The organism is Pseudomonas sp. lyk4-TYG-107 (assembly GCF_030209055.1).
GTDB classification, from domain to species: domain Bacteria; phylum Pseudomonadota; class Gammaproteobacteria; order Pseudomonadales; family Pseudomonadaceae; genus Aquipseudomonas; species Aquipseudomonas putida_A.
Map to the genome: position 1 here is coordinate 203,522 of NZ_JARVST010000007.1, position 18,102 is coordinate 221,623.

The window sequence follows — 18,102 nt, forward strand, 5'->3', positions numbered from 1 at the left end:
TCACTGATCCGCCTCATGCTGTTCAACCGCGTTTACCCTTGCCCAGCCGTCGCGCCCGCAACAGGTCGATGCCCAGGGTGATAAAGCCGAACGTACTGATGCCCAACACCATCAACAGGCCGATTTCAACGCTGCTCATAAGCGGTTACCCCCAAGGGTGATCAGAGACACACCGCAGGAATAGCCCGTCAGCGGCACGAAGAAAAGCGCTTATACGCAGGCTTTACGCCCCCCGCGCGGATCGATATGAACACCTTATTCCTTTATGCTTTGCGCACTTTTCTCCGTTGATTTTCGAGCTGCCATGAACACCGTCATCCGCAACGTCACCGCCGCCGACCTGGATCGCTGCTACGCGATCGAAACCGTTGCCTACGAAGGCGATGAAGCCGCCACTCGCGAGAAGATCGCCACGCGCATCGCTACTTGGCCGGAGGGCTTTATCGTCGCCGAAGTGGACGGCGTAGTCGCCGGGTTCATCAACTCGGGTGCGGCGTTTGATGTGCAAATGTCCGACGAGGCGTTCAAGGAGCTGATCGGTCACGATCCGCAAGGGCCGAACGTGGTGATCATGTCGGTGGTGGTGCACCCGGACTATCAGGGCCAGGGTTTGGCCAAGCGACTGATGGCCGAGTTCATCGAGCGCATGCGCGGGATGGACAAGGCGACGATTCATCTGATGTGCAAGGAGAAGCATATTCCGCTGTACGCCGGGTTCGGCTTTGCCTACATCAAGCCGTCGGAGTCGGATCACGGCGGGATGGCGTGGCACGAGATGATTCTTACTCTCTGATTCAACCCGTTCAAAACTGTGGGAGCGAGCCTGCTCGCGAAGAGGGCGTGTCAACCAACCAATTTGTTGACTGATATGACGCTTTCGCGAGCAGGCTCGCTCCCACAGAGGGTTGTGGCGTTTTGAGTTCCCCGTTCAGTAGAGAGTGTCGCTTACTCTTTTCGGTGCTTCGCGGTCGTAGGTCTCGGCGTCAAACTGCCCGTCGTTCAGGCGCTTGTGGAAGGCGCCGGCAGAGGGCAGGGCCGAGCGCGGCAGGTGGGTTTCCGGGTTCCAGGCGTCAGAGCGTACAAAGGCTTTCGAGCAGTGGAAAAACGCCGCCTCTACCGTCACCAGCAACACCGTTTTCGCCGGTTTGTCGTTCACCGCAAAGCTTTCCAGCAGCTCAGGATCGGCGCTGATGGTCGCGGTGCCATTGACCCGCAAGGTCTCGCCAATGCCCGGAATGATGAACAGCAACGACACCCGTGGATCGTGCAGCACATTGCGCAGGGTATCGATGCGGTTGTTGCCCGGGCGGTCCGGCAGAGCCAGGGTGTTTTGGTCAATGACCCGCACGAACCCGGCTTTGTCACCGCGCGGCGAATTGTCGAGACCGTCGGCGCCCACCGAGCTGACGATCACCAGCGGCGACAGGCGCACCATCGCCTGATAATCCTCGTTGAGAAAACCGATCTGCTTGCGCACCGCGCGGTCGTGGGGCAGGCCGTAAATAGCTTCCAGTGCTTCGATTGAATCGATCATCGTGCATCCCTCGATGATTTAGAAAAACAGTCCCATACGCCGTTCGTAACCGACCCGGCCCTTGTACGCTTCGCCGCTGTCGACGAAACCGTGTTTGGCGTACAGCGCGATGGCGGCATCGTTATCGGCATCCACCGACAGTTCCAGCCCCTTGATCTCCGGCCATGCTTCACGCGCCACCTCGGGCAGCGCCTGCAGGCAAGCCTTGCCGTAACCTTTGCCCTGCGCCCGGTGGTCGACCTGCAGGGCGTGCAGGGTGGCGCTGTGTTCATTGGCCCAGGCCGGCAACACGGGCGGGCGCTTGAGCAGCAGGAACGCCACCGGCACCTGGTCTGCCAGCAGGGCAAAGCCTTTGACGCCGGGATCAGGTTTGGACAGCAGCGTGTGCAGCGCGCCGTGAATGTCGCCGGAGAACTTGATCTGCTCGGGATGGATTTCAATCGCCTCGACCTGCTGACGCTGCAACGCGTTCAGGCTGTCGTACGGCACGAGTTGGGCTGACACGGGAATTTCCTTTTTCCTACAAAGATGAGCCTCGGATTCTAGCGATTTTGTGTTCGGCGGAAATTTTTTGTTTCGACTGTCGATCTGCCCGATGGCCGAACGACTAAAGGTGTCTTCACAACAAAAACCACGGAGAACACCATGAGCGCACAGACTGAAATCCAAGCCCTGATCAACACCTACCGCGAAGCGGTGATGACCAAGGACGTCGACAAAGTCATGGCGTTGTATGCCGATGACATCCTCTCTTTCGACGCGATCAAGGCCCTGCAATTCAAGGGCAAAGCGGCCTACCGTGCCCACTGGGAAGCCTGCATGGAGATGTGTTCCGGCCCGCACGTTTTCGAGTTTCACGAGATAGCCATCGAGACCGCCAACAACCTCGCCTTCGCCCATTGGGTGACGCATTGCGGCGGCACCAACGACAAGGGCGAAACCCAGAGCTGCTGGATGCGCGCCACCGCGTGCTATCGGCAGGTCGGCGGGACGTGGAAGATCGCTCACGAGCACTGGTCGGCACCGTTCGATCCGATGAGCGGCAGCACGCTGTTCGATGTGCAGCCCTGATCTTCAGCCATAGTTGATCCGTTCGATTCAGGAGAAAACCATGAAGTATTTATGCTTGGTCTACAGCGATGAGCGCCTGCTGCACACCTCGCCCGACAGCCCGGAAGACGCCGAGTGCTGGGCCTACGCCGAGTCGATTCAGGGCAGCGGGCGGATGGTCGCGGCCGAAGCGCTGGAGTCGGTGCAGACCGCGACCACGGTGCGCATGCGCAACGGCAAGCTGTCGATCACAGATGGCCCGTTCGCTGAAACCAAGGAGCAACTGGCCGGTTTCTACCTGATCGATGCCAAGGATCTCAACGAAGCGATTCAGGTCGCCGGTAACATTCCGGCGGCCCGGGTCGGCAGCGTTGAAGTGCGTCCGGTGCGGCAGTTGAATGTCTGAAGTCCGGGCGCGGGTCGAGCAGGTCTATCGCGAAGACTCGCGGCGGATTCTGGCGACCCTGATTCGTCTGCTCGGGGATTTCGACCTCGCCGAAGAAGCCTTGCACGAGGCGTTCTTCGTCGCGGTCGAGCGCTGGCAGCGCGATGGCGTGCCGGACAACCCGCGCACCTGGCTGGTGTCTACCGGGCGCTTCAAGGCCATCGATGTGTTGCGCCGGCGCGCCCGGTTCAAGGCCTCGCAGCCGCTGTTGCTGGCGCAGCTCGAAGAATTGGAACAGGCCGACTGGAGTGGCGAAGACGTGGAAGACGACCGCCTGCGGCTGATCTTCACCTGCTGTCACCCGGCGCTGGCGGCGGATGCGCAAGTGCCGCTGACCCTGCGTGAAGTCTGTGACCTGACCACCGAGGAAATCGCCCGCGCGTTTCTCTCGGCACCGGCGGCGATTGCCCAGCGCATCGTCCGTGCCAAGGCGAAGATTCGCGACGCCAGAATTCCTTATCAAGTCCCCAGCCTGAGCGAACTGCCCGAGCGCCTCGACAGCGTGTTGCGGGTGATTTATCTGGTGTTCAACGAAGGTTATTCGGCGTCTATGGGCGCCGAACTGACCCGCGAAGATCTGACCCGCGAGGCGATTCGGCTTGGGCGGTTGCTGATGGAGCTGCTGCCGGAACCGGAGGTCATGGGCCTGCTGGCGTTGATGCTGTTGCACGAATCACGTCGGCCGGCGCGCACTTCGCCCAGTGGTGAACTGGTGCTGCTGGATGACCAGGATCGCTCGCGCTGGGATGCCGGGCTGATCGCCGAAGGTTGTGCGCTGGTGGAGCGGGCGCTGACCACCCGAAGGTTCGGGCCGTATTGCCTGCAAGCGGCGATTGCCGCGGTGCATGCCGAAGCGCCGTCAGCGGCGGAAACCGATTGGCAGCAGATCGTCGGGCTGTATGACGTGCTGTTGCGCGCGGTACCGTCGCCGGTGATCGAGTTGAACCGCGCGGTGGCAGTGGCCAAGCGCGATGGCGCGTTGGCGGGGCTGACGCTGATCGAGGGGATTCTGGATCGCGGTGAGTTGCAGGATTACCACCTGGCGCATTCGGCGCGGGCGGAGTTTTGTCGGCAGTTGGGTCGGGTGGAGCAGGCGCGGGCGGCGTACCTCCGAGCACTGGAACTGACCCGGCAAGAGCCGGAGCGGCGGTTTATCGAGGGGCGGCTGAGCGAACTGGATTGATCCGGGGAATTCATTGGCAGTGCCGGCCTCATCGCTGGCAAGCCAGCTCCCACAGTGTCTGCGCCGTACACAAAGTTAATGAGCACCTCAGTATTTGTGCGCCGTGCACAAAGTTAATGAACACCTCGGTACTTGTGGGAGCTGGCTTGCCAGCGATTGGCGGCGCCGCTATTCCAGCATCTTGCTCAGTAACCAGCTCCCCGCCGGCCCCGGCGGATAAATCCGCGACCACAACGCATCGACATACACCGGCCGCGGCCAGCCGCGCACCGTCAGTTCCACCAGCGAGCCATTACCGAAACGCGCCACCAGCCAGCGCGGCAGCGCCGCCCAGCCAAAGCCCATCTCCGCCATTTCCATCAGCATCAGGTAACTCGGCGCCGACCACACCCGGCCCTTTGCCCGGCTGTCGTAGGGATTGACGATGGTCGCCAGGCGCAACTCGCGATGCTGCTCCAGCACCTGCTGGTCGACCCGTTCGACACGGGTCAGCACATGATCATCTTTGACGAACAGCGCCAGGTCAGTGCGCTCGGCGACGGTCGAGGTCACCAGATCCGGTGGATAGGTGTCCTGCATTTCGGCAAACGCCAAGTGTGCGCGGCCACGCTGGACCAACTCGATCAGGTCGTCACACTCGGCGATCAAGCATTCCAGTTCCAGGTCCGGATAACGCTGCTCGAAGCCGACCAGTGCCGCTTCAAATCGCGCTGACTGGTAGGTGTCGGAAATCGCCACGGTCAGCTTCGGCTCGACGCCTTGTGCCAGTTGCCGGGCGCTCATTTCCATACGACTGGTGGCCGCCAGAATCGCCTCGGCCCGTTGCAGCATCACATGGCCGGCCGGAGTCAGGGTCGGTTTGCGGCTGCTGCGGTCGAACAGAATCAGATCCAGATCGATCTCCAGGCTGGCCACTGCGGCACTGATGGTCGACTGACTGCGCCCCAGCTTGCGCGCCGCTGCCGAAAACGAACCCTGAGTGGCCGCTTGCACGAACGCCAACAGCACTTCTTGCGAAGCCATGAACTATCGCCTTGATCGATGGTTATTGGTTATGAAGTATCGGTATGGTGGCCGATCATGGCAACCCTCTTCACTCAAGGAGTCAGGCCATGACTGCCAACAAATCCATCACTGAACGTATCTTCCAGGCCATCGGTTTCGAGTGTCTGGCGATCCTGATCTGTACCCCGTTGCTGGCGTGGATCATGGACAAACCGCTGCTGGACATGGGCGCGGTGACCGTGCTGATCGCGATGTTGGCGCTGGCGTGGAACGTGCTGTTCAACGGCTTTTTCGACCGCATGCTCAAACGCCTGCACGTCGCGCACAATGCCTGGACGCGTGTGGTTCATGCGCTGCTGTTTGAGGGCGGATTGATCGTGATGGGCGTGCCGCTGATTGCCTGGTGGTTGTCGGTCAGCCTGTGGCAGGCGTTCTTGCTCGACATCGGCGTTCTGCTGTTTTTCCTGCCGTACACCTATGTGTATCACTGGGGCTATGACGTGGTGCGCGAGCGCCTCGTGACCCGCCGGGTATGCGCGGGATAAGCACAACCTGTGGCTAATGCAAAACCTGTGGCGAGGGGATTTATCCCCGATGGGGCGCGTAGCGGCCCTTCTTTTTATCCAGAAAAGAAGGGCCTGCTGCGCAGTCCATCGGGGATAAATCCCCTCGCCACAGAGGCTCTCACCAAGAAAGTTTTTAGTGAATGGGGGATTTAAAGGAACATCCCGCCCGACGCCTCGACCCTCTGCCCGTTGATCCACTGCGCACCCGGCGCCAGCAGCATCGACAGCGCACCCCCAATATCATCCGGTTGCCCGGCGCGCCCCAGTGCGGTGTTGCTCGCAACCATCGCGTTCAACGCGGCGTTGTCGCGCACCGCACCGCCGCCAAAGTCGGTCTCGATGGCGCCCGGTGCCAGTATATTCACGCCGATCTGCCGCGCGCCCAGCTCTTTGGCCTGATAGCGGGTCAGCACTTCCATTGCGCCTTTCATCGCGGCGTAGGCGGCATAACCCGGCAGGCTGAAGCGGGTCAGGCCGCTGGAGATGTTGATGATGCGCCCGCCGTCATTGATCAGCGACAGCAGTTGCTGAGTCAGGAAGAACGGCCCTTTGAGCTGGATATTCATCAGCAGGTCGAACTGTTCCGGGGTGGTCTCGGCGAACGCCGCGTGCACACCGATCCCGGCGTTGTTGATCAGAAAGTCGAAGCGCGGGCGATCAAAGTGCTGCAGCGCCTGCTCCACCCGCGAAGCGAAATCGGCAAAGGTTTCGCTGCGACCGACGTCCAGTTGCAGCATCACGGCTTTGGCGCCGCGTTGTTCCAGTTCAGCGACCAGCGCCTGGGCTTCATCGGCGCGGCTGTTGTAGGTGCCGATGATGTCCACGCCTTCGGCGGCGAGGTGCAGGGCGGCGTTCTTGCCCAGGCCACGGCTGGCACCGGTGATCAATGCGATTTTGCGGCTCATGTGAAATCCTCGATTGCGTTGAGTGGTGATGAGCAAAGTTTATTTATCCGCCATGGGGTGATAAACAGACTGAAACCGGAATCACTGATCGACTCAGCCGAACAATCAACGGGTGTCCTCATGAACAAACTGGAACTGCTGCGCACCTTCGTCCGGGTCAGCGAATTGTCGAGTTTCACCCTGGCCGGCGAAAGTCTCGGGCTGCCGCGTTCGACGGTTTCCGAACACGTCCAGGCCCTGGAAACCCTGCTCGGCACGCGTCTGTTGCAACGCACCACGCGCAAGGTGCAGGCGACTCAGGACGGTCTGGTGTTGTACGAGCGCAGCAAGGATCTGCTGTCACACATGGACGAGATCGAGGGGCTGTTTCGGCAGGATCCGGCCTCGCTGAGCGGGCGGATTCGTGTCGACATGCCGAACATCCTCGCGCGGCGCCTGATCATGCCGCTGCTGCCGGAGTTCATGGCGCGCCACCCGAATCTGGAACTGGAAATCAGCAGCACCGACCGCCGTGTCGATCTGCTCAGCGAGGGTTTCGATTGCGTGGTGCGCATCGGCGCGCAGCCGGATCAATCGGTGGTGGCGCGGCACTTGGGCGACTTCCCGATGATCAACTGCGCCAGCCCGGCGTACCTTCAGCGCTACGGCGTGCCGCAGACGCTGGAGGATCTGGCGCAGCATCGGCTGGTGCACTACGTCGGCGTGCTCGGTTCGCGCTCGGAAGGGTTTGTGTATGAACAGGACGGACAGGTGCGGCGATTGCCGATGGCTGGCAGCGTCACGGTCAACAGCACCGATGCTTACGAGTCGGCGTGCCTGGGTGGCTTTGGCCTGATCCAGGTGCCGCGCACCGGCATGCAACCGCACCTCGAAACTGGCGAGTTGGTGACCGTGCTGCCGCAGTTCACGGCGCCGGCGATGGGCATTTCAATCCTGTATGCGCGGCAACGGCATTTGCCGCTGCGGGTGCGGGTGTTTATGGAGTGGTTGGGCGATGTCATCCGTTCGACGTTGTAACTCGCCGCAGATCAACTGTAGGAGTGAGCCTGCTCGCGATGGCGTGCTGTCAGTCGATGCAGATGTGACTGAAGCGCCGCTATCGCGAGCAGGCTCACTCCTACAGGGGGGGCCGGGTTGTTCAGAAAATCTGGGTGAACAGCCAGTACAGGCTGCCCGACAGCAGAATCGCCGCCGGCAAGGTCAGCACCCACGCCATCAGCAGATTGCGGATGGTCTTCATCTGCAAACCACCGCCATTGGCGACCATGGTGCCGGCCACGCCCGATGACAGCACGTGGGTGGTCGACACCGGCAAACCGAACATGTCCGCCGCGCCGATGGTCAGCATCGCCACGGTTTCCGCCGAGGCGCCTTGGGCATAGGTCAGGTGGGTCTTGCCGATTTTTTCACCGACCGTCACCACAATCCGTTTCCAGCCAACCATGGTGCCGAGGCCCAGGGCGATGGCCACGGCGATCTTCACCCACAGCGGAATAAAGCGTGTGGCGTTGTCGATCTGCTGTTTGAACAGTTGCAGTTTGTCAGTGGTGTCGGCGTCGAAATTGCCGACCTTGTTCTTGTCCATCAGGCGAATGCTTTCGCTGGCCAGGTACATGTCGTTACGTACGTTGCCCATGGCCTCGGCCGGGACTTTCGACAGCGAGCCATAGCCTTTGACCTCTTCGCCAATATGCCCGGTGAGGGCAGCGAGGGCGGGGATCAGTTGCGGCGTTGCTTGCTTGCTGCGCACGTAATCGGACAGTACCGGACGCGGATCCACCGGGGCTGGCAGCGGGGTGTTTTTCACCAGCGCTTGCTGGGTGACTTCGGCGACGGCCGCGAATTGCAGCGCCTGATCGGCGGGCATGGTGCGGTTCAACGCGTAAGCCATCGGCAAGGTGCCAACCAGAATCAGCATGATCAGGCCCATGCCTTTCTGCCCGTCGTTGGAGCCGTGGGCGAAAGACACGCCGGTGCAGGTGGCGATCAGCAAACCGCGAATCCACCACGGTGGCGGGTTGTTGCCTTCCGGCGCCTTGTACAGCGCGCGATTCTTGATGAAGGCGCGCATGGCCAGCAGCAACAGCGCCGCGCAGCCGAAGCCCACCAGTGGCGACAGCAGCAGGGCGTAACCGATCTTGGTCGCCTGCGCCCAGTCCACGCCGCTGGTACCGTCGCGCCCGTGCATCAAGGCATTGGCGACGCCGACGCCGATGATCGAGCCGATCAGTGTGTGGGAAGAGGAGGCCGGCAGGCCCAGCCACCAGGTGCCGAGGTTCCACAGGATCGCCGCGATCAGCAGGGCGAAGATCATCGCGAAACCGGCGGACGAGCCGACCTGCAGAATCAGCTCCACCGGCAGCAGGGCGATGATGCCGAACGCCACCGCGCCACTGGACAGCAATACCCCGAGGAAGTTGAAGAACCCCGACCAGACCACCGCCACATTCGGCGGCAGCGAATGGGTATAGATCACCGTCGCGACCGCGTTGGCGGTGTCGTGGAAACCGTTGACGAACTCGAAGCCCAGCGCAATCAGCAGCGCTACGCCGAGCAGCAGGAACGGGGTCCAGGTGGTGACGGTGGTGCCCAGCTCGTGCATGTCGTGCATCAGGCTGTAAGCGGTGAACAGCATCCCCATCGCGAGCACCGCGAAGAACACCACGTAAGTGAACGGCCCGGGTTTTTTATCAAGTGCCGGCCGGCCGCCGTGGGCGGACGTGGGGCGGGCGGCGGTCAGGGAGGGAGTAGCCATGAGCGGACAATCCTGAGCGAGGGAAGGAGTGTCGGTCATGATCGTTGCTAAATATTACAGAGAGACTGCGGCAGGTCAGTGTTTGGCTGAATAACCAGACCACCGATCTGAAGGTCAATGAGGTCCCCTGTGGGAGCGAGCCTGCTCGCGAAGACGGCGTGTCAGTCACCATCATTGTTGAATGACAGATCGCTTTCGCGAGCAGGCTCGCTCCCACAGGGGAACTGTGCTGGACATCAAGTTTGGTGGTTAATAATCCCCACGCTTACGAAACGCCCAGCGCCCGGCAATCACGGTAAACGTCGCCACCAGCGCCACCAGAATCCAGAACCCTTCCGGATCCGTCGCCAGTGGCACTCCCCCCACGTTCATGCCAAAGAAACCGGCAATGATGTTGATCGGCAACGCCAGCACCGTGACCACGGTCAGGGTGAATAGTGTGCGGTTGCTCTGTTCGTTGAGGTTGGCGGCGATTTCTTCCTGGAGCAGTTTGATCCGCTCGCCGAGGGCGGTGAGGTCGTTGATGATCAGCGCGAACTCCTCGGTGGATTTGCGCAGCTCCTTGACGTCCTCCTTCTGCAGCCACGGCGGCGGACGGTTGAGCAGGCGCAGCAGCGAACCCGGCTCCAGCGCCAGCAGCCGTTGCAGGCGCACCAGTACCCGGCGATTGGCGCCGAGTTCGGCGCGGTTGGTCGACAGCCGTGAGGAGAGCAATTCGTCCTCGACCAGATCGACGCTCATGCTGGTCTTGCGCACGATCTGCGTCAGCACCTCACCCTGATCACGCAGCAGGTGCACCAGCAGCTCCGACGGTGAGCGAAAGCATTCGCCGGCCTTCACCGACGAACGCAATTTGTCCACCGAGTGCAGCGGTTGCAGGCGTGCGCTGACGATCAGTTTGCTGCGCACGCAGACCCACAGCGTCGACACGTCTGAGGAAACCATGCTGCTGAGGTTGAACACCACGTCGTTGACCACTGCCAGCAACGCCGAGTCAACGTGTTCGATGCGCGTCGAGCGCGAACCTTCGTGCAGCGCCTCGAAAAACTCTTCGGGCAATTGCAGATGACTTTTCATCCAGCGCTCGCACGCGGCGTGCGCCAGGTTCAGGTGCAGCCAGAGGAATTCATCACTGTCGCTGTCGTCTTGCAGACAACGCAGGGCGGTCGCCGAATCGACTTCGCGGCCACGTTCACCGGGACGAAAACGAAAGCCGTAAAGCAAACCGAACAAATCAGGATCGCGATGACTGAGGTCGAGGCTGTGGTTCATGGAGGCTCGCTGCGAGGAGGGCGCGTCGGTCGCGGAATGGCAGGTTCACTGAGCCGCATCATCGCAATCGCATGTGACGCTTGCGTGACTGAAAAATGACAGCGACCCGGATCATCCACTGGTAACCCTGTGGGAGGGGGCTTGCTCCCGGATGCGGATGATCATTGAGTGATGATGTGGATGACACACCGCTTTCGCGGGCAAGCCCGCTCCCACCCTGGGACAGGGTCGATCACAGTCTGTCAATTCATCTGCCAATGGTCGGATTCTCTTCAAGAAGCGCTCTGGTACGCCGATCACGCTTGGTTACGTCAGTCATGCAGAGCGCATTCACAGCATCACCCAGATGCGTGGTGAGATTGCCAATGCCGCCACGGTGATCCGTCGCCTGAGCGCCTGACGTCCGCCGACGTGTACCGGTTCGGTTACCGAGTCGGTACACAGTCGATCTCAAATCCGTACGACTGCCGCCGATGGCCGGTTATCTAAAACCGGCATTGGAGCCATCCCATGGTCAGCATCACCTCCGTTTCGATCAATCAGACCGTCAGCACCGCCACCAGCAAAACCAGGATCAGCGACGCGAGTGACGACACCTCGACCCCTGCAACCAGCAGCGCGGGCGTCAGCGCCGATACCAGCAAAGTGGCGGCTGGCGGGGGCGCGGCTCCGGCAGGCGACAGCAGTTCCGACAGCAGCGGTGAATCGGATTCGGTGAAAGAATTGCGCAAGCAGATCGCCGAGCTGCAAAAGCAATTGCAGGAACAGCAGCAGGCGCTGCAAGCGGCTCAGGCCAAGCAGGAAGACGCTGATGCCAAGGCTGCCGACGTGGCGTCCGCCGAGTCGCAAATCTCCAGCACCTCGGCTTCGTTGCAGACGGCGACGGCGGCGTTGTTGCAGGCGTTGCAGGATTCCGGATCGAGCAGCTCGGGCTCGCTGGTCAGCACTTCGGCTTAAGCATCACGCGATTCCCCTGTAGGAGTGAGCCTGCTCGCGATAGCGGTATATCTGCCTTATTCATGGTGACTGACACACCGCTATCGCGAGCAGGCTCACTCCTACAGAGAACTGCGGTGTGTTTCAGAGGGTTGGCAGGCTGAAGGTGAACAGCGTGCCGCTCTGTGCGGTGGACGCCACATGCAAATGCCCGCCATGGGACTGGGCGATCTGGCTGGCGATATACAGCCCCAGACCGAGGCCGGCCTGGGGCGCGCTGCCGGTCGGGCGCGAGTAAGGCTGGAACAGGTGCGGCAGGATCGCCTCGGGAATATGCCCCTGATTCTTCACCCCCAGCATCAGCGCACCGTGCTCGACTTGCGCGATGACCTCAATGTCGCCCTCCGGGTCGCCATGGGCCACGGCATTGGCCAACAGGTTCGACAGCAGTTGAGCAATTCTCGCGCGGTCGCAGGGCACACCCTGCAAGTCGCCGATGGACGCACGAATCGTGCGCTGCGGATGCACGTTGCGAATCTCCATCACCACTTGCTGTACGGCTTCGGTCAAATCCGCGCAGGGCTGGATATCCACTGGAATGCCCTTGCCCAACCGTCCGCGAGCAAAGTCGAGCACGTCATCCACCAACCGCGTCGCCCTTTGCGCACTGCCAAGGATATGGCGTACCCGCATTTCGATGGCCGGATCCGGATGCTTGCGCAGAAGCATTTCGGCGCCGGCGCTGATGGCGAACAACGGGTTGCGCAAGTCGTGGCCGAGCACGGCGATAAACTGTTCGCGCAACTCGGCGGTTTCGCGTTCCTGCAACAACGCGGTTTCGGTGCGCTGCGCGTTTTCCTCGGCTTCGATCTGCAACGCGAGCATCCGCGCGAACGACTCCATGGTGCTTTGGATGCTGCTGGACTTGAGTTGCGCGGGGTTCGGATCGAGCGCGCAGATCGTGCCGAAAAACCGTCCGTCAGTGCGGAACACCGGCACCGAGATATAGCTCTCGAATTTGTACAGGCGCGGGGTGTGATGATCGCGGTAGAGCGGGTCTTCGCTGGCCTTGTCGATCACCACCGAGGTGTGCGCAGCACGGATTTCGTGGCACAGCGTGGTGACCACATCCAGCTCGCCACCAACCTGCAGGCCGAAATCCAGCTGATCGAGGACCGCGCAGGCTGTCCACGAATCCTCGGTAACCCGCGCTACGGCGGCAAAGCGCAGGCCGGTCAGTTCGCGGATCACCTGAAGGATCGCCGGAACCGCGCTGATCCGTCCGATTGTCGCGATGTCTGCTGCCGCTGTCTGCCTCATGCCCATCGTTCTCGGCTGCAATCGTTATCTGATGGTCGCCATACTAGCGGTCTGATGGCGGTTTTGGCATCCCTTCAGGCTGCATCCGCGTGATTCGCCGGGCAACGGACGCAAAAAAGCCGCACGATCGCTGATCGTGCGGCTTTGCGTTGGCGGTGTATCAGGTGTCTTGCTTGTTGCTCAGCACTTTGCCGGTGGTGGCATCGAAGTCGACGTCGAACTCTTTGCCGTCGGCGGTTTTCAGCTCGACTTCGTACTCGTAACCGTTGAAGTGGTTATCCAGATCGGTGTCGGTGATGGTCGCACCCGGGTGCAGTTTCAGTGCCTCGGCGTTCATCGACTCCAGCGACTTGATCTTGCCGGATTTGACCAACTCAGGGATCTGGTCGACACGCACATCGGCTTGGGCCAGGCCAGCAGTCAGGGTCAGGGCTGCGGCGGTAAACAGGGCAGTCAAAGTTTTCATCGGGTCATTCCTTGGGTTGTTCGTTGAAGTGGGCTCAGGTTAACCACCGCAACTTAATTCACCCTTAAAACCCCACATCGCGTGCAGCGCTCTTGTGGGAGCGAGCCTGCTCGCGATGCGGACAACCCGGTCTGCTGATCAGAACCCGTTGTTCTTCAACACCTGATCCACACTGGCACTGGCCGGACGCTTGTAAAACTTCAACAGTTCGCTGGCGCGGTTGGTGAAGATGCCATCAACGCCGGCCGCCATGACTTTCTCGAAATCCACCGGCTCATCGACGGTGTAGACGTGCACCAGCATGCCCTGATCGTGGGTGTACTGGTTCATCCACGGTTGCACCAGATCCGAATAGCTCTGGTCGCCACTCTTGGTCAGCTTCGCCGAAGGGCCGGTGCCGATGGCGCCGTGAGCCTTGGCGAAATCAACCCACTGTTTGAACTCGGCGTCGGACTTCGGCTCCTGCTTGCCGTAGAACACGTTTTTGTCCTTCTCGCCGGACTCGGCAAAGGTCACCTTCGATTTCGGCTCAATGCTGCCTTCGCCGACCCACAGCAGCAGGATTTTCGGCACTTGCGGCATTTCCTTTTGCAGCAGTTCGAGGCTGTTCTTCTCGAAAGTCTGCAGGATCACCTTGCCTTTGCCCTGGCCGACGGCCAACTCGCTTTTCGCCAGTTTCGAACCGGCCGGGCTCAGCCAGCCGCGATCCTGCAGCTTCTCTTTGAGGTCATGCTCGATGCCCGGAAACAGCTGCGGCTCTTTGGTTTCGATGTACAGGCCCGGTTTGTGTTTCGGATTGGCCTGGGCGATGTCGATGATCTCGTCGAGGGTGAGGATTTTCAGCCCGGCGTAGGACGGACGCGCGCGATCCGGGTAAGCCTTGTTGTACCAGCTGCCGGCGTCGAGGGTTTTCAGTTCGGCCATGGTGAAGGCTGTGGCCGGGCTGTCCTTGCGCTCCGGGAACTTGGTCGCGACGTCAGTGGTGCGTTGCAGATTGTTGTCGTGCAGGGCGAACAGCACGCCGTCCTTGCTGCGCTGCAAATCCATTTCCAGGTAGTCGGCGCCGAGGTCGCGGGCCAGTTTGTAGGAGGCAGCGGTGGACTCCGGAGCATCGAAGGACGCGCCACGGTGCGCGATCACGGCTGGATGCGGGATGCCATGGGCGGCGGCCAGTGCGTTGACGTCTGTCTGGGCGGCGTGGGCCTGGCCGAGACCGAGCAGCAGGCTCAGCATGAGGGCGCTTTTGGTGAAAGTGGCGGGCATGTTCGAGTTCCTTTCGCAGGGCATTTTCAAAGACGTACCTTTTAACAACTGAATCGATTGGGTGCTATCGCCAGACCGACATAAACGTATTAAAAGCGATTTTTCCTGCACTTTTGTGGCGCGGTTTGCAGTACGCTTGCCCTCGGCAGACGCTCCGGCAGAGGGCGCGCCGATTTCGTTGCCCTGCGTGTAAACCATCGATGATTTTTCGTGAGGTTTACCATGCGCATCACTTCCCAACTCATCTGTCAGGCCGCCGATGACCTCAAGGGTTTCGTCGGCCTCAACCGCAAAACCGGCCAGTACATTGTGCGTTTCAGCGAAGATTCGTTCGGTATGGACGTGGCGGATGACGGCATCATTCCCACCAGCGAGTTTGTCTGGGCGCCAGCTTCTGAGACGACCATGACCTTGAAGCGCGAGCTGATTCAGTTGCTGCTGGATCAGAACATCGATGAGCGGATCAACATCAGTGAGCCGTTGCGGGTGTACATGAGCAAGGTTGAGGTGCCGGAGATTGTGGCGGTGCGCAGTCTGGTGAAGGGTTGAAGTTTTTGTATTGACGGTACTGGCCTCTTCGCGGGCAAGCCCGCTCCCACATTGGATCTGTGGCGTTCACGAATTCCTGTGGGAGCTGGCTTGCCAGCGATGAGGCCAGTGAAAACACCATCAAATTCAAAGCCCAAACGCTATACCTGTGGGAGCGGGCTTGCTCGCGAAGAGGCCAGTCAGCGCGCCGCCAAAGTCACTGCCCAAACCGGTACTCCCGCTCCACCCGACACACCCGGGTCTGAAACTTCGAATACCACTGCGCCCGCCCGCGCGCCTGAATCACCCGGTGCTCCGGATGCTCGCGCCAGGCCAGAATCGCCGCTTCGCTCTGCCAGTAGGAAATGGTGATCCCGACCCCGTCTTCCCCACGAATCGAATCAATGCCGAGAAACCCCGGTTGCTGGCTGACCAGTTCCATCATCCGTTCCGAGGCCGCCGCATAACCGTTGTCACCCTCGGTGCGGGTCGAGGTGAAAATCACTGCAAAGCAAGGCTCTTTCGGCTTCATGAGCGTCGCACCACACACGCTTCGACGAACGCCCGCACCAATGGCGGAACCTGGCCCTTGAGCGCCGCACGTTCTGGTTGAAACAACGTGGCGACAAAAAACACATGGTCAGTCAATTCGATTGCGCGCAAGTCGCCTGCCGAATCGTGCCCCACGGCGCGTAGCCGATGGGTCAACAACTCTCGTTCGAACTGCGGATTCACCCCGAAGCGGCAGCGATAGCCTTCAAGAATTTCGGACGTTTCGTACGCCTTGGCGATCAACGAACCGGCGACCAGATGAATGCTGTCCACCGCCTCCACCAACGAACAGGTCAGCGGTGTGAGCACGGCTCGCGGTGAATCCGGCGATGTTTCGCCATGCTCGGCGTCGGCCCAGCCCAGCACATTGCGGGAAAACTCCAGCAGCGCATGCTGAAAACCACCGCAGGTGCCGAGGAAAGGGCGCTGTTGTTCGCGGGCAAAACGGATGGCCCTGAGTGCACCGGCCTCACTTTTGTAGGGGCTGGCCGGGACGCACCAGAAGCCGTCAAAGTGATCCAGCGCAGTGTCGGCGTGGATCTGCTCGGTGGGCAGCCATTCGAATTGCACATTGTGGCCGGACTGCTCGGCGATCAGGCCGAGGGCAACGGGGATCGCCTGGTGGGCGGTGACTTGCGGATCGTGATCGCCGATCAGGGCGATGGAAATGGCGTCCATGGGATTTCCTTGATTTGAGTGAGTGATGAACCTCTGGGGGAGGGTGTGCAGTTGTCGATCACCGGGGCTCACTATAGATTGGCGTTTACGCACTCAATATTGGCGTTTCCCCAAGTGATCAATGCAGCGACGCACTATCGACTCGATTACCCGGATCTGGCGCTGATCCTTGCGTTGGTGCGCGGCGGCTCTCTGGCCCGGGCTTCGCAGCTGCTCAAAGTAGACGTGTCGACGGTGTTTCGCGCGGTGCGTCGTCTGGAGTCAGCACTGGGTCAGCAATTGTTCGAAAAGAGTCGCGCCGGGTACCTGCCAACCACCCTCGCGCAGACTCTCGCCGAGCAGGCCGAACGCGCCGAGCAGGCACTGGAAGCGGCGCGGATCGGTGTCGAGCAGGGTGGGGAAGTGGTCAGCGGCACGGTGCGTCTGACCTGTACTGATTCGGTGCTGCAAGGTCTGTTGTTGCCGGCGCTGGCGCAGTTCATGCCGAACTATCCGGCATTGACTCTCGAGCTGAGCACCTCCAACGATTTCGCCAACCTCAACCGCCGCGATGCCGACATCGCCCTGCGCCTGACGCGTACGCCGCCAGAGCATCTGGTCGGACGGCAACTGGCGAAGATTTCCTACCGGGTCTGCGCCAGTGCGCGTTATCTGCAAACCGTCGATGCGACGGATCTGGCGGCGCTGACCTGGATCGCCCCGGACGAGTTTCTGCCGGATCACCCGACCGTCGCCTGGCGTCGCCAGCAGTTGCCCGGCGTGACCCCGGCTTATCGCTGCAACAGCATGCTCTCGGTGACGGAGCTGGTGCGTGGCGGACTCGGGGTGGCGGCGTTGCCGGACTTTCTGATCTGCGAAGATTTGCAGGCCCTCAGCGAACCGCTGCACGGCTACGACACCGCGCTGTGGCTGCTGACCCGCCCGGATTGCCGCGCGTTGCGCTCGGTGGTCACGCTGTTCGATGAACTGGGGCGGGCACTGCGGTTGCCGTGATCAGCGTTGCGGGTTCTGGCAGATGTGCGCATGCAGTTCGCGGGTCAGGCCTTCGATGCGTTCGGTCAGGCTCTTGGTCATTTCGGTGAGGCGGGTGTTCTGCTCCAGCAGTTCGAGCAGTTGCGCGGTGGTCTGCGCGGCCTGCGCCTGGCGCTCGCTGTTGGCCACCGCCAGCGCTTCACGGTGTTGCGCGTCGGCGTCCGATTGCGCCTTGTCCCGCGCGGCTTGCCGGGTTTGTGCCAGCAGGATCAACGGTGCGGCGTAGGCCGATTGCAGGCTGAACGCGAGGTTCAGCAGAATGAACGGGTACACGTCGAAAGTGGTGATACCCGTCGCATTGAGGCACACCCACAACAGCACGATCAGGGTTTGTGCGCCAAGAAAGGTCGGCGTGCCGAAGAACCGCGCGAAGGCCTCGGCGCGCAGGGCGAACGCGTCGTTGCCGAAGGTGGTGTTGAGGTGGGCGTGGGGGCGGTGGAAGCGCAGGTGGTCGACGGGGGCGGGCGCGGGGACGTCGGGTTTTTCTGTGGTCATGATGGGCTCGGCAGGACTTGGGACTGAAGGTCACTATAGTCCTGCATCGAGGCTTATGGCCCTTTCGCGAGCAGGCTCGCTCCTACAGGGGAACGCATTCCAATGTGGGAGCGAGCC

At 61.2% G+C, this 18,102-nt stretch carries 21 protein-coding genes; 9 read left to right on the plus strand and 12 right to left on the minus strand.

The genetic code is table 11. From position 1 onward, the window contains the following. The first annotated feature begins 304 nt into the window (after positions 1-304). A complete protein-coding gene (locus QRN61_RS08485; protein WP_097085884.1) occupies positions 305-793 on the plus strand; it encodes a GNAT family N-acetyltransferase in 489 nt (162 codons plus the stop codon). 135 nt (positions 794-928) lie between these two features. Here the strand turns inward: QRN61_RS08485 and QRN61_RS08490 are convergent, their stop codons facing one another. Then, entirely contained in the window at positions 929-1,534 is a 606-nt protein-coding gene (locus QRN61_RS08490) for a pyridoxamine 5'-phosphate oxidase family protein (protein ID WP_097085881.1), read from the minus strand. 18 nt (positions 1,535-1,552) lie between these two features. Next, positions 1,553-2,038, minus strand: a complete 486-nt coding sequence (locus tag QRN61_RS08495; protein WP_097085879.1) for a GNAT family N-acetyltransferase — start codon at positions 2,036-2,038, stop codon at positions 1,553-1,555. Positions 2,039-2,179: 141 nt separating this feature from the next. Between QRN61_RS08495 and QRN61_RS08500 the strand changes: the two genes are divergently transcribed. Genes QRN61_RS08500 through QRN61_RS08510 form a run of 3 tightly spaced genes read left to right on the plus strand, consistent with a single transcriptional unit; the run spans position 2,180 to position 4,212 of the window. Further along, positions 2,180-2,605 (plus strand): YybH family protein, encoded by a 426-nt coding sequence (locus QRN61_RS08500; protein ID WP_097085877.1) that lies wholly within the window; start codon positions 2,180-2,182, stop codon positions 2,603-2,605. A gap of 40 nt (positions 2,606-2,645) precedes the next feature. Then, positions 2,646-2,990 carry a YciI family protein gene (locus QRN61_RS08505; protein WP_007969364.1) on the plus strand — a complete coding sequence of 115 codons (345 nt, stop codon included), beginning with the start codon at positions 2,646-2,648 and terminating at the stop codon, positions 2,988-2,990. Then, positions 2,983-4,212, plus strand: a complete 1,230-nt coding sequence (locus QRN61_RS08510) for an RNA polymerase sigma factor (RefSeq protein ID WP_285373565.1) — start codon at positions 2,983-2,985, stop codon at positions 4,210-4,212. The genes QRN61_RS08505 and QRN61_RS08510 overlap by 8 nt, the downstream gene beginning before the upstream one ends. A gap of 168 nt (positions 4,213-4,380) precedes the next feature. Here QRN61_RS08510 and QRN61_RS08515 read toward each other — a convergent pair whose 3' ends face one another. Next, positions 4,381-5,235 (minus strand): LysR family transcriptional regulator, encoded by an 855-nt coding sequence (locus QRN61_RS08515; protein ID WP_285373566.1) that lies wholly within the window; start codon positions 5,233-5,235, stop codon positions 4,381-4,383. Positions 5,236-5,324: 89 nt separating this feature from the next. Here QRN61_RS08515 and QRN61_RS08520 point away from each other — a divergent pair, with 89 nt between their 5' ends. Continuing rightward, positions 5,325-5,762, plus strand: coding sequence for a multidrug/biocide efflux PACE transporter (locus tag QRN61_RS08520; protein WP_285373567.1), 438 nt, complete (start codon positions 5,325-5,327; stop codon positions 5,760-5,762). Positions 5,763-5,932: 170 nt separating this feature from the next. Here QRN61_RS08520 and QRN61_RS08525 read toward each other — a convergent pair whose 3' ends face one another. Then, on the minus strand, positions 5,933-6,688 hold the full coding sequence (locus tag QRN61_RS08525; RefSeq protein ID WP_096795043.1) for an SDR family NAD(P)-dependent oxidoreductase: 756 nt from the start codon (positions 6,686-6,688) through the stop codon (positions 5,933-5,935). Between the two features lie 120 nt (positions 6,689-6,808). Between QRN61_RS08525 and QRN61_RS08530 the strand changes: the two genes are divergently transcribed. Further along, the gene (locus QRN61_RS08530; protein WP_285373568.1) at positions 6,809-7,705 is read left to right on the plus strand and encodes a LysR family transcriptional regulator; all 897 of its coding nucleotides are present in this window, start codon (positions 6,809-6,811) and stop codon (positions 7,703-7,705) included. Positions 7,706-7,826: 121 nt separating this feature from the next. Here the strand turns inward: QRN61_RS08530 and QRN61_RS08535 are convergent, their stop codons facing one another. Then, on the minus strand, positions 7,827-9,443 hold the full coding sequence (locus QRN61_RS08535; RefSeq protein ID WP_115989069.1) for an inorganic phosphate transporter: 1,617 nt from the start codon (positions 9,441-9,443) through the stop codon (positions 7,827-7,829). A gap of 249 nt (positions 9,444-9,692) precedes the next feature. Next, positions 9,693-10,715, minus strand: a complete 1,023-nt coding sequence (locus QRN61_RS08540) for a transporter (RefSeq protein WP_027612604.1) — start codon at positions 10,713-10,715, stop codon at positions 9,693-9,695. A gap of 510 nt (positions 10,716-11,225) precedes the next feature. Here QRN61_RS08540 and QRN61_RS08545 point away from each other — a divergent pair. Next, positions 11,226-11,672: a hypothetical protein gene (locus QRN61_RS08545; RefSeq protein WP_096795042.1), complete on the plus strand. Its 447-nt coding sequence runs from the start codon at positions 11,226-11,228 to the stop codon at positions 11,670-11,672. A 123-nt stretch (positions 11,673-11,795) separates the two neighbouring features. Here QRN61_RS08545 and QRN61_RS08550 read toward each other — a convergent pair whose 3' ends face one another. From QRN61_RS08550 to QRN61_RS08560, 3 genes are all read right to left on the minus strand, one after another. After that, a complete protein-coding gene (locus tag QRN61_RS08550; RefSeq protein WP_285373569.1) occupies positions 11,796-12,971 on the minus strand; it encodes a GAF domain-containing sensor histidine kinase in 1,176 nt (391 codons plus the stop codon). Positions 12,972-13,131: 160 nt separating this feature from the next. Beyond that, on the minus strand, positions 13,132-13,437 hold the full coding sequence (locus QRN61_RS08555) for a PepSY domain-containing protein (protein WP_007917758.1): 306 nt from the start codon (positions 13,435-13,437) through the stop codon (positions 13,132-13,134). Positions 13,438-13,575: 138 nt separating this feature from the next. Next, entirely contained in the window at positions 13,576-14,700 is a 1,125-nt protein-coding gene (locus tag QRN61_RS08560) for a glycerophosphodiester phosphodiesterase (RefSeq protein ID WP_285373570.1), read from the minus strand. Between the two features lie 222 nt (positions 14,701-14,922). Between QRN61_RS08560 and QRN61_RS08565 the strand changes: the two genes are divergently transcribed. Next, complete coding sequence (locus QRN61_RS08565; RefSeq protein WP_096795039.1) at positions 14,923-15,249, plus strand: DUF2025 family protein; 327 nt, start codon at positions 14,923-14,925, stop codon at positions 15,247-15,249. A 196-nt stretch (positions 15,250-15,445) separates the two neighbouring features. Here the strand turns inward: QRN61_RS08565 and QRN61_RS08570 are convergent, their stop codons facing one another. Together QRN61_RS08570 and QRN61_RS08575 are read right to left on the minus strand one after the other, a co-directional pair. Next, complete coding sequence (locus QRN61_RS08570; RefSeq protein ID WP_096795038.1) at positions 15,446-15,760, minus strand: antibiotic biosynthesis monooxygenase family protein; 315 nt, start codon at positions 15,758-15,760, stop codon at positions 15,446-15,448. Beyond that, on the minus strand, positions 15,757-16,458 hold the full coding sequence (locus QRN61_RS08575) for a CTP synthase C-terminal region-related (seleno)protein (RefSeq protein WP_285373571.1): 702 nt from the start codon (positions 16,456-16,458) through the stop codon (positions 15,757-15,759). The genes QRN61_RS08570 and QRN61_RS08575 overlap by 4 nt, the downstream gene beginning before the upstream one ends. 51 nt (positions 16,459-16,509) lie before the next feature. Between QRN61_RS08575 and QRN61_RS08580 the strand changes: the two genes are divergently transcribed. Next, positions 16,510-17,451 carry a LysR family transcriptional regulator gene (locus QRN61_RS08580; protein ID WP_285373590.1) on the plus strand — a complete coding sequence of 314 codons (942 nt, stop codon included), beginning with the start codon at positions 16,510-16,512 and terminating at the stop codon, positions 17,449-17,451. Here QRN61_RS08580 and QRN61_RS08585 read toward each other — a convergent pair whose 3' ends face one another. Then, positions 17,452-17,985 carry a DUF1003 domain-containing protein gene (locus QRN61_RS08585; protein ID WP_285373572.1) on the minus strand — a complete coding sequence of 178 codons (534 nt, stop codon included), beginning with the start codon at positions 17,983-17,985 and terminating at the stop codon, positions 17,452-17,454. Positions 17,986-18,102 lie beyond the last annotated feature (117 nt).

Coding starts and splice junctions, on each gene's coding strand:
- QRN61_RS08515 (WP_285373566.1), bottom strand. CDS start 5,235: ATGGCTTCGCAAGAAGTGCTGTTGGCGTTCGTGCAAGCGGCCACTCAG.
- QRN61_RS08550 (WP_285373569.1), bottom strand. CDS start 12,971: ATGAGGCAGACAGCGGCAGCAGACATCGCGACAATCGGACGGATCAGC.
- QRN61_RS08540 (WP_027612604.1), bottom strand. CDS start 10,715: ATGAACCACAGCCTCGACCTCAGTCATCGCGATCCTGATTTGTTCGGT.
- QRN61_RS08585 (WP_285373572.1), bottom strand. CDS start 17,985: ATGACCACAGAAAAACCCGACGTCCCCGCGCCCGCCCCCGTCGACCAC.
- QRN61_RS08525 (WP_096795043.1), bottom strand. CDS start 6,688: ATGAGCCGCAAAATCGCATTGATCACCGGTGCCAGCCGTGGCCTGGGC.
- QRN61_RS08520 (WP_285373567.1), top strand. CDS start 5,325: ATGACTGCCAACAAATCCATCACTGAACGTATCTTCCAGGCCATCGGT.
- QRN61_RS08555 (WP_007917758.1), bottom strand. CDS start 13,437: ATGAAAACTTTGACTGCCCTGTTTACCGCCGCAGCCCTGACCCTGACT.
- QRN61_RS08560 (WP_285373570.1), bottom strand. CDS start 14,700: ATGCCCGCCACTTTCACCAAAAGCGCCCTCATGCTGAGCCTGCTGCTC.
- QRN61_RS08505 (WP_007969364.1), top strand. CDS start 2,646: ATGAAGTATTTATGCTTGGTCTACAGCGATGAGCGCCTGCTGCACACC.
- QRN61_RS08490 (WP_097085881.1), bottom strand. CDS start 1,534: ATGATCGATTCAATCGAAGCACTGGAAGCTATTTACGGCCTGCCCCAC.
- QRN61_RS08535 (WP_115989069.1), bottom strand. CDS start 9,443: ATGGCTACTCCCTCCCTGACCGCCGCCCGCCCCACGTCCGCCCACGGC.
- QRN61_RS08575 (WP_285373571.1), bottom strand. CDS start 16,458: ATGGACGCCATTTCCATCGCCCTGATCGGCGATCACGATCCGCAAGTC.
- QRN61_RS08545 (WP_096795042.1), top strand. CDS start 11,226: ATGGTCAGCATCACCTCCGTTTCGATCAATCAGACCGTCAGCACCGCC.
- QRN61_RS08510 (WP_285373565.1), top strand. CDS start 2,983: ATGTCTGAAGTCCGGGCGCGGGTCGAGCAGGTCTATCGCGAAGACTCG.
- QRN61_RS08530 (WP_285373568.1), top strand. CDS start 6,809: ATGAACAAACTGGAACTGCTGCGCACCTTCGTCCGGGTCAGCGAATTG.
- QRN61_RS08485 (WP_097085884.1), top strand. CDS start 305: ATGAACACCGTCATCCGCAACGTCACCGCCGCCGACCTGGATCGCTGC.
- QRN61_RS08565 (WP_096795039.1), top strand. CDS start 14,923: ATGCGCATCACTTCCCAACTCATCTGTCAGGCCGCCGATGACCTCAAG.
- QRN61_RS08570 (WP_096795038.1), bottom strand. CDS start 15,760: ATGAAGCCGAAAGAGCCTTGCTTTGCAGTGATTTTCACCTCGACCCGC.
- QRN61_RS08500 (WP_097085877.1), top strand. CDS start 2,180: ATGAGCGCACAGACTGAAATCCAAGCCCTGATCAACACCTACCGCGAA.